Consider the following 14945-nt stretch of genomic DNA (forward strand, 5'->3'; position numbering starts at 1 on the left):
CCCACTTTCGTCAGGCTGAAGCCGGGGTTGGATGCGCTCGGGTCCTGCGTGATCGCGCCAGCGAGTGTGAGGACGCTGCCGCTTGCTGCGCTGACGGTCGTTGATCCGGTCAGGGTGATCGGCCCAGCGTAGCCGCCGGTCTTGCCGGACGCCAACCGCAGCGCTCCGCCGCCGGATGCGCCAGCGCCTTGCATCTTGAAGCTCTGCAGGGTGTTGAGCGTGATGTCCCCGGAGATCTCCAGGCTGCCGCCATTGATCACCAACTGCGAGCCGCTCGCCAGCGAGTCGGGCTGGGTCACCGCGAGGACGCCGCCGCTGATCGTCGTGCCGCCGCTGTAGATGTTGGTCCCGCCCAGCGTCAGCGTCCCCAACCCCTTCTTCTCCAACGCGCCAGCGGTGATCCCCGCCGTCTGGTTCATCGTACCGCTCGCATTGACGAGATCGACGGTCAGCGTGCCGCTCCCAATGTCGATACTCCCGACGGTGATGCTCCCGACGGTGATGCTCCCCGACGCCGTAGCCGTCCCTGCCTTCAGGCTGAGGTTGCCGCCCCTAGTGTTGATCCCGGGGGCCGTGCTGCCGTTACCCTTGATATGACGATCGGCCGTCACGCTCACCGTTTTCCCGGTTCCAGAACCAAAGGTCACGCTAGCCTGGTTAAAGATGACGTCCTGCGTTGCCTGCAAGGTGTAGTCCGTGTTGCTCGCCAAGCTGCCCGCGGCGACAAAGAAGCTGCCATCGGGAACGTTATCCGGCGGAGCCTTGAACGAGGTACTGGTCAGCACCGTCGCTCCTTCGGGCGCCGTGCCCCCCACATACAAATCACTCGGATCAAGCAACAGCGACCCGACGCTGCCGTGCGGTGCGGACGTGTCGACGTGTCCGTCGAAGCCCAGGTTCTGTTTGCCGGAGACTTCGACAAAGCCGCCGTCACCGTGTTGTTGGCCGCCTCTGGCCGAGATCGAACCCGAGAAGCGCGTCCAGTCGTCAGCCCAGACGATGATCTTGCCGCCTTGGCCGGTGCTCAGTGCGTCGGCGGTGATCGTTGCGTCCTTGCCGACGTAGGTCTGCTGCGCGGTGCGCACGCTGCCCTTGCCCTGGTAGTCGCCGCCGATCAGGATGCGGCCGCCGCCGGCGTCGCCCGAGGCGTCGAGTTGCGCGCTGCCGAAGATGCCGACTTTGTCGCCGAGGACGCTGATCTGCCCGCCGGCGGCTGCCGGCTCGCGGCTGGCCGCGTCGAGCTGGCCGCTGACGCTGACGACTCCGCTGCTGCCGCCGTCGAGGTAGATCTCGCCGTTGTGCTGGCGCGCGCCGCGTGCACGCACGATTCCTTCGACGTTCAGGACGGTGTCGACCAGGGCGTCGCGGGCGCTTGCCTGTAGCGCGATGCGCCCGCCGTCGGCGTCGATCCGCCCCGGGTTGCTGACCAGCGCGCGCGCGGCTGCGGCGTCGACCTGGTAACGCACGAGACCGTCGCCGTGGAAGTCGACGACGATGCGGTCGCCGGCGATCAGGCCGGTCGTTCCGCCCGGTGTGCTGATCGAGCCGGCGTTGATGACTTCGCTGCCGAGCAGCGATACGCTGCCGCCGATCGGCGTTTCCAGGCGTCCGTCGTTGCGCACGCTGGCCGCGCTGCCCGAGGTGCGGCTGAAGCTCAGGCGACCGTTGAGCAGGTCGAGCGGCTGCGCGCTGAGCGTCCCGGCGATCAGGTTGCCGACATGCACGACGGCCGAGGCGCCGAAGTAGACGCCGGCCGGGTTGATCAGGAAGACCGAGCCCGGCGCGCTGATCCGGCCGAGAATCTGCGAGGGATCGTTGCCGGTCACGCGGTTGACGGTCAGCGCGCTGGCTGAGGGCTGGTTGAAGCGCACGGCTTCGTTCGCGCCGACGTTGAAGCTGCGCCAGTCGAGCGCGGCTTTTGCGCTGCTCTGGTTGATCACGAGTTGTGTCGGACCCGTGCGGCTGACCGTGGCTTGTCCCGCGATCAGCGCCGGGTCGCTCGGCAGCGCCAGCGCGCTGCCGGCAAAGAAAGCAAGCAAGGCGAGCGATACTGGCCGCAGCGTGTACAGTGGGTACGGCTGGCGCTTGCGCAACGACCGACAAGCGGTGTGTGCGCTAGCGCCGCGCGCTGCGGGTGTTGCGATGGGTGCGATCTGTGCGATCTGTGCCGGTTGCCGGCTTTGCGCCGGCGTTTGTGCCTGCTGCCTACCGAACATCGAAAACCTCCCAATACTTGCCCAGCCGTGTCTGCGATGGGCCTGTCAACGCTCTTCGCTTGGTCGTCCTGCCATCTGCTTGGGGTTTTGTCTTGCTTTATTATGTTCTTGCGGACTTCCGGAGGCGTCCGCGCCAGTCCGCCGGGTAAGGCGACGACGGCGGCGGCGACACGCCGTAAGCCCGTTTCAGCGGCTTGTCGTCCGCTGGGTGTGGTGCTTTCACGCCAGTCGCGAATTCTCCTTCACACGCATCCGCTGCTTGCGGTGCACGCGCCGCCGGCTGGGGGAATTCCGAGGTCGGCAGGAAAGAATAGACGAACTGTCGAAACTGAAACTGTAAGCACCGGTAGTGTAGTTGATATACTGCTTTTTTCAAGCTCGGGTTGTATATTTGCCGGGCAACGAGGACTGGCCTGCCGCACCGACAGATGGCGTGCTGCCGTCGGCGCGGTCGTGCCAACCGGGTTTCTATTCGGGTCCCATTTTCTCAACCTGCTTTCCTGGCCGGCGTTGGAGTTGCGCCGGAAGTTCCTGACGTGATGCGAAGTGCTTTGCCCAAACGAGAACCTGCCATCGAGTCGGCGCACCGGCGAGAATTCATCGGTAATGGCTGGCGTGCGCTGCTGACCCTCCTGTTCGCCGGCGATACGGCGAGCGCTGCCGATGCAACACAGCCGGACGCATCAGCGACGACGGCGAGCGGCCCACCGCCGCCGGCCAATCGCCTGGCGCTACTCGTCTGCTGCGGAACGTATCCGGCTGGCAAGAGCATCTTGCCGGCGCCCAAGAACGGTCGCGACCTGGAGGCTGCGCTACGCCGGCATGGCTTCGAGGTCAAGGTCGAGAACGATCTCGACCGTGCGGCATTCGCTAATAGCATCGAGCGCTTCCGTCAGCGCATGCGCGCGCTGCCGGACGATGGGCGAACGATCGGCCTGGTCTATTTCTGCGGGCACGGCATGCAGTTCGAGGGACGCAACTACCTCTTGCCGGCGCACGTGGCAACCGATGACCCGAAGGCCAAGGAGAAGTCGATCAATCTGCAGGAGGAGGTGCTGGCGGCTTTTCCGCAGCGCTACCCAGGGCTCGGTATCGCGGTCATCGACGCCTGCCGGGACGGCCTGTCGCCGCAGGAGAAGAGCAGCGCCTTCAACTACTCGACGGCACCCACCGGTTGCATCGTCGCTTTTTCAGCCAGCGCGGGGCAGGTTTCGCTCTCACCGAGCGATCCGAAGCAGAACAGCTTTTATACGGGTGAGCTGGTGCGCACGCTGAACGAAGTCGGCGAGGAGACGCCGATCAACGACATCTTCGAGCTTACCCGCTTGCGCGTGCAGCAGACGATGTCCTCACACGCGCTCGAGATCATCCGCCGTCTGGCGCAGCGACCGCACATCACCACGGGTCAGACCGGGGTCTTCCGTCTCGGGCGGCGGCGCAGCGGCCTGGAAACGCGCGGCGCCGAGGACGAGGCGTATACCCGGCAACTGGCGTTGCTCGCGCCGGCAGAGATTCGGCGGGCGGCCGAGGAGTTTCTGCGCGCCTACCCCGGCGGCAAGTACGAGACGCAAGCGCGCGTGGCGCTGGCCGGCGCGGATGACGCGCTGCGCGCGCTGTCCAGCCGCTTCGTCCGCCTTTCCGCCAGCGCCTTTACGGCGGCGCGCGGCGACGAACTGTTCACCGAGGACTTGCGCAAAGCGTTGCGCGGCGACAAGGATGCGGCAGCGCGGATCTCCGAGATGTATCGCCTGGGCAGCAACGGCCTGGCGGCCAATGCGCTGCGGGGCGAACAGTGGCTGCGCTATTCAGCTTTGCTCGGCAACGCCATCGCGTGCTACGAGCTCTATCGTCGGCTGGCCGAGAAGGCTGATCCGGACGCCGAGTTCTTTGGCCCGGAAGCCGAACGGCTCGGCTACCAGCCGCCGAAGGGCCTGTGCGCCTCACGCAAATCGGAAAACTGTTGAGCGCCGGCCACTGCCACCCGGCGACCAGGGCGATGTAAGCACGAAATTTCCCGAAAACTCTGCAGGTGGGATGTATAATGGAAATATGTCCAAGCTTGGCAGGTTTTGCTTTGGGCACGCAAGGGTTGGGGGTGGCAGATTACAGCTTGGCAAGGTCCGGCGCGAATCGGCGTCTGTCGACATGGGCGGACACCTTTTCGGTGCCTATCGGCGTCTATCGGGGTATATCCCTAGGTCAATTGGAGAGGCTAATGATGATGATCAAGTTCCGCACGGCTGCTTCCGTTTGTGCCTTACTCGGGCTGGGAGTGCTGCCGTTGCCGGTTGTCGCAGGACAGGCTGACGGCAGCGTTGAGATCAACGCACAACTGACTCCCGAGGCGATCGAGAGCGGCCTTTTCCCGAAAGCAGCCAATAGCAGCGATTGCGAGGAAGCGGCCAAAGCTGGCTTTACTTGCGGCCAAATGGTGTCCCGCAAGGTTTTTTCACTGCCAGTCGGGATTTCCTTCGCAACGGGGTCGGCTCAGCTCAGTGAAGCGGCCAGACAGTTGCTGGCCCAGTTCGGTCCGGTTTTCAAGCGCAACGAGACCTCGGGCAATAAGGTGGTTTTCGTTGGTCATACTGACGTGACCGGTACGGTGCCATTGAACAAGCGTTTGTCGCAGCAGCGCGCCGAGGCCGTCCGCCAATACTTCATCCAGAATTTCGCGCTTGCACCGTCGTTTGCCAGCGCCATTGGCGTCGGCTCCGAGCAGCTCAAGGACAAGAGCAATCCCGCCAGTCCAGCCAACCGGCGAGTCGAAATCACCGCGCGCACGGCGCAGTAGGCGGCACGCTGGGCCGCGACGCGCCGGCGCCGCGCCCTGCTCGGCGTCTTCGTGTTGGAGACGATGAGCTCGACAGCGGCGTACCGACTGATCGTCTGACGGGGCGCGTCGGTCGGCTGACTGAACCGTGCACCGTCGGTCTAGCGATCGCCAACGCTACGATGCCTGTGATTTCCCCGGCGGCGCGGCCGACGCCTCCTGGCCGCCATTCCTCGCCGTAATTCCAGATACCGGCACGCGGCAGGAACGCTCACCAGTGGCTGCCCGCCGTCCGGTTCCGGCAGACCTGTGGCGGTATACCGATCAGCATAGTTTCGTTGGCGCTTCGTTCTCGTTTCGTTGCTGCTTTCGTCCGGCGGATGGGCGCACCGCGGAGCGGCGGGCTGCAGGCGGTTCAGGGCACGCGCACCGTGCTGCGGTCTAGCGTGTGCGAGAGCTGCGCTGCTCATCACCCCGGCGACGATGCGCCTCGCCACGCGCGGATAGCCAGGCGCCACCCTGGCCAAACCGGGCGAGCCCGCCGGCGAGTCTCATGCCTGCGCCCGTGAATCATTCCGCGAGCATCATTCGTCAGCGGTGGAAAGGCATTGCTGCACTGCAGCTTGCAATCGCCAACGGCCGGCGTTAGGGTCACGGTCCGCAATCGTGCGGCGTCAAGTCGGACTTTTTGCAAGTCGCCCACGACGACTCGATGATCGCCTCGCCCGGGCGGCACAAGGCAGGAACAGGCTGGCCGCTGGCCCGGGTGCGGTGCCGCCCTGGCGGCAAAGCCCAGCGTTTCCGTTGTCGAATTTGTTCAAGAAAGCCGATAGTGTTCAGCGGATGCTCAGCCACCGCCTCACCTCGATGTTCGAGCGCCCGTACGGCGCGACCTGCCCTGCATTGTTCCACCGGGTCGGAGCGAACGAAGCCGCCCGCGCCAGCGCGCTGCCTCGTTCGCCGAACACGACCTGAATAGCCACCCCATTACAACAGGAGGAAACCCATGAACAAGCACATCCTGGCCGCCAGCATCGGCCTCTTCGCCCTCGCCGGCGGCAACGCCTGGGCCGACCATCTGGTCGCGATCGCCGGACCGATGACCGGGCAGTATGCCTCGGCCGGCGACCAGATCCGGAAAGGCGCCGAACTGGCGATCGCCGAGATCAATGCCAAGGGCGGTGTCCTTGGCCAGAAGCTGAAGCTGGAAGTCGGTGACGACGCGTGCGACCCGAAGCAGGCGGTTTCGGTCGCCAACACGATGGTGAACAAGAAGATCGTCTTCATGCACGGCCACTGGTGTTCGAGTTCGACGATTCCGGCATCCGACGTCTATAACGAGGCGCAGATTCCGATGGCCACCGTATCGACCAATCCGCAGGTCACCGAGCGTGGGCTGAAGAACATCTTCCGGATCATGGGACGCGACGACCAGCAGGGTCTGGTCGCCGGCAGCTATCTGGCCGAGAGTTTCAAGGGCAAGAAGATCGCCGTGGTCGATGACAAGAGCGCCTACGGCAAGGGACTGGCCGACGAGATTGCCAAGGCGATGGAGGCCAAAGGCGCCAAACCGGCCCTGCGCGAAGCGATCACCGCCGGCGAGAAGGACTATTCGGGACTGGTCAGCAAGCTCAAGTCGGCCGGCGTCGAAGTGATGGCTTTCGGTGGCTACCACACGGAAGTGGCGCTGATCCTGCGTCAGGCGCAGCAGGCCGGTCTGAAGCTGACCGTGATGGGCGGCGACACGATGACCAATTCGGAGCTGGTCAGTGCGGCTGGCCCGGCGGTCGATAACGTCATGTTCACGTTTGCCCCGGACCCGCGCAAGAATCCCGCCGCCGCCGCCGTGGTCAAGAAGTTCCGCGATGCGAAGGTCGAACCCGAAGGCTACGTCATGTACGCCTACGCCGCGATGCAGCTCTTCGCACAAGCCGCCGACAAGGCGAAGAGCACGAAGTACGCCGATCTCGAGAAGACGATCCGCAATGGCAGCTTCGATACGGTGATCGGCAAGTTGAGCTTCGATGCGAAAGGCGACAACAAACTGCCCGGCTTCATGGTCTATCAATGGAAAGGCGGTCAGTACGACTACGTGAAGAAGTAAGGCAGCACCGGCGACGCCGCGGGGAGCTGCAGCCGTGCTGGCTGGCGGACGCGCAAGCGCTGCCAGCGTGGCACGCGCTGCCTGCTCCTCCCACCCATCTTCGCGCGGCCTTTCCCGGCCGCCCTGCCGACTGGAGCCTGCGATGAACCCCGATGACCCCCACGCGCTGCGCCGGCGTTTGCGCGAATACCATCGCATCGACGAAGCTGCGGTCGTCGATGAACTCATCGCGCTGGCGCGGTTCTCGCCCTCCGAGGAGGACGGCATCACGCAGCGTGCGACACCGCTTGTCCAGACGGTGCGCGAAAGCCGATTGCAGACGGGCGGCATCGATGCCTTTCTCGCCACCTACGATCTGTCCTCGCGCGAAGGCGTCGTCCTCATGTGTTTGGCCGAGGCGCTGCTGCGGATTCCGGATGCCGACACCGTCGACCGCCTGATTCGCGACAAGATCGGCAGCACCGAGTGGGAAAGGCGGCTCGGTGCTTCACACAGTACCTTCGTCAATGCCGGCACCTGGGCCCTGATGCTCACCGGCCGCATCGTCAAGCTGGGCAACGACGACACCAACCTGAGCGGAACGCTGAAGCGCCTGGTGGCCCGCGCCGGCGAACCGGTGATCCGCCAGGCGGTAACGACCGCGATGCGCATCCTCGGCCGCCAGTTCGTCATGGGACGCAACATCGACGAAGCGATCGAGCGCGCGCGCAACGCCGAAAAGTCCGGCTACCGGCACTCCTACGACATGTTGGGCGAGTCGGCACGGACCAGCGCCGACGCGCTACGCTACTTCGAATCGTACAGCAAGGCGATCGCCGCCATTGGTCGGGCGGCGGGCGGCCGCTCGGTGTTCGCCGCACCGTCGATCTCGATCAAGCTCTCGGCGCTGCATCCGCGCTACGAAGTGGCGCAGGAAGAGCGCGTTCACCGCGAGCTCTTGCCGGCGATCAAGGCACTCGCCCTGCGCGCCAAAGCGCGCAATATCGGTTGCACGATCGACGCCGAGGAGAGCGACCGCCTGGAGCTGTCGCTCGACCTGATCGAAGCACTCGCCATGGACAGCGAACTGTCTGGCTGGAACGGTCTCGGACTCGCCGTGCAGGCGTATCAGAAGCGGGCGCTGCCGCTCATCGACTGGCTGGCCGACCTGGCGCGACGGGCTGATCGGCGCCTGATCGTGCGCCTGTGCAAAGGCGCCTACTGGGACGCCGAGATCAAGCTGGCGCAGGAGCGCGGGCTCGCCGACTACCCGGTGTTCACGCGCAAGGTGGCGAGCGACGTTTCGTACCTGGCGTGTGCTCGCCGGCTGTTTGCCGATCCGCGCGCCTTCTACCCGGCTTTTGCCACGCACAACGCGCACACCCTCGCCGCGGTAGCCGAGATCGCGATCAGCGCCGGCGGCAGCGACGAGTGGGAGTATCAACGCCTGCACGGGATGGGCGAGGAACTTTACGATCAGGTGGTCGGCGAAGGCCGCGCGGGTCACGCCTGCCGCGTGTATGCACCGGTCGGCAGTCATGAGGATCTGCTCGCCTACCTGGTTCGTCGACTACTTGAAAACGGCGCCAATTCGTCTTTCGTCAACCGGATTGCCGATGCCGAATTGCCGATCGCTGCGCTGATCGCCGACCCGGTCGGCAAGGCGGCCGCCCTCGCGGTCAAACGACAGACGCGGATTCCCTTGCCGCGTGCGCTTTTCGGCGCCGAACGGGCGAACAGTGAAGGACTCGACATGAACGACAAAGCGACTCTGCAAGACCTGGTGAGTGCGATCGAACGCAGCCGGCGCATCCTCTACGTTGCCGAGCCGCTGATCGGCGGGCACAGCGCCCGGCGCGCCGCCCGACCGGTGGCGTCGCCGGCCGATCAGCGTGACACCGTCGGCCAGGTGAGCGAAGCGAGCCTCGCCGACGTTGCCAGCGCCTACGAAACGGCAAGCGCCGCCTTTCCCGGGTGGAGCAACACGCCGGCCGAAAAGCGCGCGGCAGCACTCGACGGCGCGGCCGATCTGCTGCAGGGGCGCCTGCCGGAACTCGTCGCGCTGATCGTTCGCGAAGGCGGCCGGACACCCGCCGATGCCCTCTCCGAGGTGCGCGAAGCGATTGATTTTTGCCGTTATTACGCGGCCGAGGCACGCAGCAGGCTGGCTCAGCCGATTGTCCTGCCCGGTCCGACCGGCGAACGCAACAGTCTGTCGCTGCATGGGCGTGGCGTCTTCGTCTGCATCAGCCCATGGAACTTCCCGCTGGCCATTTTCGTCGGCCAGGTCGCGGCAGCGCTGGTCGCCGGCAACTGCGTGCTTGCCAAACCGGCCGAGCAGACGCCGCTGGTCGCCGCTTTGGCGATCGAGCTGCTGCACGCCGGCGGCGTACCGGCGGACGTGCTGGCTTTCCTGCCCGGCGACGGACGCATCGGGGCTGCCCTGGTCGAACATCCGGCGTGCGCCGGCGTCGCGTTCACCGGCTCGACCGAAGTGGCCCGCCTGATTGCCCGCGCGCTGGCCGCCAAGGAGGGCCCACTGGTGCCGCTGATTGCCGAAACCGGCGGGCAGAACGCGATGATTGCCGACTCGTCGGCGCTGCCCGAGCAGGTCGTGCGCGATGCCGTCGCCTCGGCGTTCAACTCGGCCGGACAGCGCTGTTCGGCCCTGCGCGTTCTTTTTGTCCAGGCCGACATCGCCGACCGGGTCATCGCCATGCTCGCCGGCGCGATGCAGGAACTGCGCGTCGGCAATCCGACCGATCTGGCGACCGACGTCGGCCCGGTGATCGACCAGGCCGCGCGCGAGCTGCTCGTTGCCCACACGCGACGCCTGGACAGCTTCGCGCTGCCCCTTCACACCTGCGCGCTGGACGACGAAGCAACCCGCCACGGCACCTTCTTCGCCCCGCGTGCCTACGAAATCGACAGCCTGACGCGGCTCGAGCGCGAGATCTTCGGCCCTATCCTGCACGTCATCCGCTGGCGCGGCGAAGAACTCGATCAAGTCTGCGCCGCCATCGCCGCCACCGGCTACGGCCTGACGCTGGGTGTGCACAGCCGCATCGACGAAACGATAGAGCGCATCGCCAGCCGCCTGCCCGTGGGCAACGTCTACGTCAACCGGAACATGATCGGCGCCGTCGTCGGCGTGCAGCCTTTCGGCGGGCAAGGCCTCTCGGGCACCGGACCAAAAGCCGGCGGACCACACTACCTTTACCGCTTTTCCACGGAGCGCACGCGCTCGGTCGACACCACGGCCGCCGGTGGCAATGCCGGCCTGATGGCGCTCGACCAGAACGAGGAGTAGGCAAGAAAACGCCGCCTGGCCGGCCGCGGCGCCGGCCAGGCAGCCGAGCGATACAGTGCCCGGGCGTGCAACGCGCCATCAGAAGGCGGACGCAACAAGAACGACAAGAGGAGGAGGCAAATGGCTCTCGCACTGCAGCAACTGATCAACGGGCTGACACTGGGCGCCGTCTATGGCCTGATCGCGATCGGCTACACGATGGTCTACGGCATCATCGGCATGATCAACTTCGCGCACGGCGACATCTACATGGTCAGCGCGTTCATTGCGATTACCGTGTTTACCCTGCTCGCGACCTTCGGCATCAGTTCGGTGCCGCTTTCCCTGCTCGTCGTGTTGCTCGTCGCCGTCCTGTTTACCTCGGTCTATGGCTGGACGGTCGAGCGTACCGCCTACCGACCGCTGCGCGGCTCGACCCGGCTGGCGCCGCTGATCTCGGCCATCGGCATGTCGATCTTCCTGCAGAACATGGTTCAGCTCACTCAGGGGGCGCGCGTCAAACCGATTGCCCCGGTCCTCGTCGGCGGCGTCGATCTGCTTACCGTCGACGGCTTCACCGTTCATCTGGCGTATTCGCAGGTGCTGATCATCGTTGTCACCGTCACCCTGATGGCCGCCTTCACCTGGCTGATCACGCGCACCTCGTTCGGCCGCCAGCAGCGTTCGTGCGAACAGGACCGGACAATGACCGCCCTGCTCGGCATCAACGTCGACCGCACGATCTCGCTTACTTTCATGCTCGGCGCGGCGCTGGCGGCGGTCGCTGGCGTCATGGTGACGGTCTATTACGGCGTGGTCGATTTCTTCATCGGCTTCGTCGCCGGAATCAAGGCGTTCACCGCGGCAGTTCTCGGCGGCATCGGCTCACTGCCCGGCGCGATGCTCGGCGGATTGCTGATCGGCCTGATCGAAGCCTTCTGGGCGGCCTACCTGTCGGCCGAATACAAGGACGTGGCCACCTTCAGCATCCTGATCCTGGTCCTCATGTTTCGTCCCTCGGGCCTGCTCGGCCGGCCGGAAGTGGAGAAGGTCTGATGAGCGCCCTGGTCTTCGCCCAGCAACCGGTCTCCTTTGCCGAACGGCTGCGTGACGCCGCCGCCACCGCCTTCATCGCGCTGCTCCTCGGCGTCCCGATGATCGGCCTGACCACCGTCGATCAGGGCGGCGCGCTGCGCATCGCGACGCGCTGGCCGGCCTTGTTTGCCTTCGTCGGCGTCTGTTTCGCGGGCCGCCTGCTGCTGCGTTGGGGCATCGACTACTGGCGCGCGCAGCGCCAGTCCGCGGCGCGCGCAGCGAGTGCCGCCAGCGCCGAGCAGCAGCCGGCAACCAGTCTGCTGCTGCGTCGGGCTGGCTGGCTGGCTCTGCTCGTCGCACTCGTTCTGCCGATCGTCTTCGCCGACAATCGCTATGTCGTCGACACGGCAACGACGGTGCTCATCTACGTCATGCTCGGCTGGGGGCTGAACGTCGTCGTCGGCCTCGCCGGCCTGCTCGACCTCGGTTACGTCGCCTTTTACGCGGTCGGCGCCTACACTTACGGACTGCTCGCGACGCAGTTCGGATGGGGTTTCTGGCAGGCACTGCCGGTGGCCGGGGCGATGGCGGCGACCTTCGGCATCGTGCTCGGCTGGCCGACGCTGCGCCTGCGCGGCGACTATCTGGCGATCGTCACGCTCGGCTTCGGCGAAATCATCCGCGTCATCCTGGTCAACTGGACCGAAATGTCGGGCGGTCCGAACGGCATCACGTCGATTCCCCATCCGTCGTTCTTCGGCCTGCCGTTCAAGCCGCCGGGCGACGAGCCGACCTTCGCCTCGTTCTTCGGTCTCGAATACTCGCCGCACCAGCGCATCATCTTTCTCTATTACCTGATTCTGGCGCTCGCGCTGCTCACCAACCTGTTCGTCTCGCGCTTGCGCAAGCTCCCCATCGGGCGTGCCTGGGAGGCCATGCGCGAAGACGAAATCGCCTGCAAGGCAATGGGCATCAACGCGCGCAACGTCAAGCTTTCGGCCTTCGCGCTGGGCGCCATGCTGGGTGGCTTCGCCGGCGTTTTCTTCGCCGCCCGGCAAGGCTTCATTTCACCCGAGTCGTTCACTTTCAACGAGTCCGCGATCATCCTGGCGATCGTCGTCCTCGGCGGCATGGGCAGCCAGCTCGGCGTCGTCCTCGCCTCGCTCGTCCTCGTCCTGCTGCCCGAGCTTGGGCGCGATTTCGCGGAATACCGCATGCTCCTCTTCGGTGCCGCGATGATTCTGATCATGATCTGGAAGCCGGGCGGAATCCTGGCCCGACGCGAACCGACGCTGGCCTACCGCAGTGCAGAGGCCGGGCGATGAACGCGGCCGCCAACGCAACGCCCGTCGCGCGCGCGGCGACGCCGGCCGACGGTGCACAACCCCTTCTCCGCGTCGACCGCCTGAGCATGCGCTTCGGCGGCCTGCTGGCGATCGACGATCTGTCGCTCGACGTCGCCGCACGCCGCATCACCGGCGTCATCGGCCCCAACGGCGCCGGCAAGACGACCTTCTTCAACTGCCTGACCGGCTTCTACAAGCCGACGCTCGGCAGCATCCGGCTGAATCATCCACAACGCGGGCTCCTGCGCCTGGAAAAACTGGCCAGCCATGAGGTCGCACGCCGTGCACAGGTCGTCCGCACCTTCCAGAACATCCGGCTCTTCCCGCAGATGACGGTGCTCGAAAACCTGATCGTCGCGCAGCACAATGCGCTGCAGCACGCCTCGCGCTTCTCGCTGGCGGGTCTCTTTGGTCTGCCCGGCTACCGGCGCGCCGAGACTGCAGCGATCGCCAAGGCGGTCGGCTGGCTCGAACGTCTGAAACTCATCGCGCACGCCGACAGTGCGGCCGGAGCGCTGCCCTACGGCATGCAGCGACGTATCGAAATTGCTCGCGCGCTCTGCGTCGACCCGCTTCTCCTCTGCCTCGACGAGCCGGCAGCCGGGCTCAACCCGCGCGAATCGGCTGAACTGAACGAACTGCTGAAGCATCTGGCGGGCGACGAAGGAATCGCCATCCTGCTCATCGAACACGACATGAGCGTCGTGATGAACGTCTCCGACCATGTCTGCGTGCTCAACTACGGCCGCAAGATCGCCGAGGGCTCGCCGGCCGAAGTGCAGCGCGACGCGAACGTGATCAAGGCCTATCTCGGCGAGGAAGACGGCGAAGAAGCGCCGGCCGCTCACCCGCCGGCAAACGCGCAAACGGTGGAGAACGCACGATGATGCTCAGACTCTCTGGCGTACATGCGCACTACGGCGCGATCCATGCGCTGCACGGCGTAGACCTCGAGGTGCAGGTGGGCGAAATCGTTACGCTGATCGGCGCCAACGGCGCGGGCAAGTCGACCCTGATGATGACGCTCTGCGGTCAGCCGCGCGCTTCGGCCGGCCGCATCGTCTTCGACGGCGAAGACATCACGCGTCTGGCAACGCACGACATCGCCCGCCGCGGCATTTCGCTCGTCCCCGAAGGGCGGCGCATCTTCCCCCGGATGAGCGTGCTGGAGAATCTGCAGATGGGCGCGGTACTCGCTGACCAAGCGAATTTCGCGGTCGACCTCGAACGCATGTACACGCTCTTCCCCATCCTGCACGAACGCTGCGAGCAACGCGCTGGAACGCTCTCCGGCGGCGAACAGCAGATGCTGGCGATCGCCCGCGGACTGATGAGCCGGCCGCAACTGCTCCTTCTCGACGAGCCTTCGCTCGGCCTGGCACCGCTCTACATCAAGAAAATTTTCCAGACGATACGCGAGCTCAACCGCGAGCACGGGATGACCATCCTGCTTGTCGAACAGAACGCGCATCACGCATTGCGCGTCGCCGACCGCAGCTACGTCCTGCAGCACGGCCGTATCGTCCTCTCCGGTAGCGGCCGCGAACTGCTCGCCAACCCCGAGGTGCACGCGGCGTATCTGAGCGGGGGACACGCCTGAGGATGAGCATCAGCGACTTCCCCTTGCCGGCCAATCTGCCGGTGCCGCAGGACGACGGGGCGGCCGACCATCTACCCGGCAGAGCGCTGCCCGAGCTTTCGCTGCCGGCGACCGACGGCACGACGGTCAGACTTGCCGCGCTGCGCGGGCGCTGGGTGATCTACGTCTACCCGATGACCGGCCGACCCGGAGTCGCTCTGCCCGAGGGCTGGGACGGCATCCCTGGCGCGCGCGGCTGCACCCCGCAGTCGTGCAGCTTTCGCGACCACTTCGCCGAACTGGCTGCCCTGGAAACCCGCGTCTACGGCCTCAGTGCGCAGACCGGCGCCGATCAGCGCGAGGCGCGCGAGCGCCTGCATCTGCCCTTTCAACTGCTCAGCGACGAAACGCTGCAACTGAAGCGCCACCTGCAACTGCCGACCTTCACCGTCGCCGGGATGGAGTTGTACAAGCGGTTGACGCTGATCGTGCGCGACGGGCAGATTGCGAAGGTCTTCTATCCGGTCTTCCCGCCCGACCGTAATGCCGACGAGGTGCTCGCCTGGTTGCGCCGCCCACACTGACAGCGCCTCTGCGAGCCGCCTGCAGGCACGACATGGCCCGCGG

The 14945-nt window shown here is 65.8% G+C and carries 10 protein-coding genes; 9 read left to right on the top strand and 1 reads right to left on the bottom strand.

Annotation, left to right across the window (positions count from 1 at the left end; all coding sequences use genetic code 11):
* A partial coding sequence (locus tag RKP46_RS08985; RefSeq protein ID WP_311106334.1) for a filamentous hemagglutinin N-terminal domain-containing protein occupies nucleotides 1-2216 on the bottom strand: 2216 nt, incomplete at its 3' end.
* Between the two features lie 551 nt (nucleotides 2217-2767).
* Between RKP46_RS08985 and RKP46_RS08990 the strand changes: the two genes are divergently transcribed.
* The 9 genes from RKP46_RS08990 to RKP46_RS09030 all read left to right on the top strand — a co-directional run bounded on the left by RKP46_RS08990 (nucleotide 2768) and on the right by RKP46_RS09030 (nucleotide 14902).
* Nucleotides 2768-4180, top strand: a complete 1413-nt coding sequence (locus RKP46_RS08990; protein ID WP_311106335.1) for a caspase family protein — start codon at nucleotides 2768-2770, stop codon at nucleotides 4178-4180.
* A 77-nt stretch (nucleotides 4181-4257) separates the two neighbouring features.
* Nucleotides 4258-5007, top strand: a complete 750-nt coding sequence (locus tag RKP46_RS08995) for an OmpA family protein (RefSeq protein WP_311106336.1) — start codon at nucleotides 4258-4260, stop codon at nucleotides 5005-5007.
* Between the two features lie 985 nt (nucleotides 5008-5992).
* A complete protein-coding gene (locus tag RKP46_RS09000) occupies nucleotides 5993-7090 on the top strand; it encodes a branched-chain amino acid ABC transporter substrate-binding protein (RefSeq protein WP_311106337.1) in 1098 nt (365 codons plus the stop codon).
* A 142-nt stretch (nucleotides 7091-7232) separates the two neighbouring features.
* Nucleotides 7233-10379 (top strand): bifunctional proline dehydrogenase/L-glutamate gamma-semialdehyde dehydrogenase PutA, encoded by a 3147-nt coding sequence (putA, locus tag RKP46_RS09005; RefSeq protein ID WP_311106338.1) that lies wholly within the window; start codon nucleotides 7233-7235, stop codon nucleotides 10377-10379.
* Between the two features lie 120 nt (nucleotides 10380-10499).
* Nucleotides 10500-11414 carry an ABC transporter permease subunit gene (locus RKP46_RS09010; RefSeq protein WP_311106339.1) on the top strand — a complete coding sequence of 305 codons (915 nt, stop codon included), beginning with the start codon at nucleotides 10500-10502 and terminating at the stop codon, nucleotides 11412-11414.
* Nucleotides 11414-12718: a high-affinity branched-chain amino acid ABC transporter permease LivM gene (gene livM, locus RKP46_RS09015; protein WP_311106340.1), complete on the top strand. Its 1305-nt coding sequence runs from the start codon at nucleotides 11414-11416 to the stop codon at nucleotides 12716-12718. The genes RKP46_RS09010 and livM overlap by 1 nt, the downstream gene beginning before the upstream one ends.
* 86 nt (nucleotides 12719-12804) lie before the next feature.
* The gene (locus RKP46_RS09020) at nucleotides 12805-13626 is read left to right on the top strand and encodes an ATP-binding cassette domain-containing protein (RefSeq protein ID WP_311106355.1); all 822 of its coding nucleotides are present in this window, start codon (nucleotides 12805-12807) and stop codon (nucleotides 13624-13626) included.
* Nucleotides 13626-14339, top strand: coding sequence for an ABC transporter ATP-binding protein (locus tag RKP46_RS09025; RefSeq protein ID WP_311106356.1), 714 nt, complete (start codon nucleotides 13626-13628; stop codon nucleotides 14337-14339). The genes RKP46_RS09020 and RKP46_RS09025 overlap by 1 nt, the downstream gene beginning before the upstream one ends.
* A 2-nt stretch (nucleotides 14340-14341) precedes the next feature.
* Nucleotides 14342-14902 carry a peroxiredoxin gene (locus RKP46_RS09030; protein WP_311106341.1) on the top strand — a complete coding sequence of 187 codons (561 nt, stop codon included), beginning with the start codon at nucleotides 14342-14344 and terminating at the stop codon, nucleotides 14900-14902.
* Nucleotides 14903-14945: the final 43 nt, after the last annotated feature.

Origin of the sequence: Accumulibacter sp., from assembly GCF_031732815.1 — a bacterium.
GTDB lineage: Bacteria > Pseudomonadota > Gammaproteobacteria > Burkholderiales > Rhodocyclaceae > Accumulibacter.

Bases quoted from the DNA above. Each gene is read 5' to 3' on its own strand.
- RKP46_RS08995 (WP_311106336.1), top strand. From the start codon at position 4,258: ATGGAAATATGTCCAAGCTTGGCAGGTTTTGCTTTGGGCACGCAAGGG.
- RKP46_RS09000 (WP_311106337.1), top strand. From the start codon at position 5,993: ATGAACAAGCACATCCTGGCCGCCAGCATCGGCCTCTTCGCCCTCGCC.
- putA (WP_311106338.1), top strand. From the start codon at position 7,233: ATGAACCCCGATGACCCCCACGCGCTGCGCCGGCGTTTGCGCGAATAC.
- RKP46_RS09010 (WP_311106339.1), top strand. From the start codon at position 10,500: ATGGCTCTCGCACTGCAGCAACTGATCAACGGGCTGACACTGGGCGCC.
- livM (WP_311106340.1), top strand. From the start codon at position 11,414: ATGAGCGCCCTGGTCTTCGCCCAGCAACCGGTCTCCTTTGCCGAACGG.
- RKP46_RS09020 (WP_311106355.1), top strand. From the start codon at position 12,805: ATGCGCTTCGGCGGCCTGCTGGCGATCGACGATCTGTCGCTCGACGTC.
- RKP46_RS09025 (WP_311106356.1), top strand. From the start codon at position 13,626: ATGCTCAGACTCTCTGGCGTACATGCGCACTACGGCGCGATCCATGCG.
- RKP46_RS09030 (WP_311106341.1), top strand. From the start codon at position 14,342: ATGAGCATCAGCGACTTCCCCTTGCCGGCCAATCTGCCGGTGCCGCAG.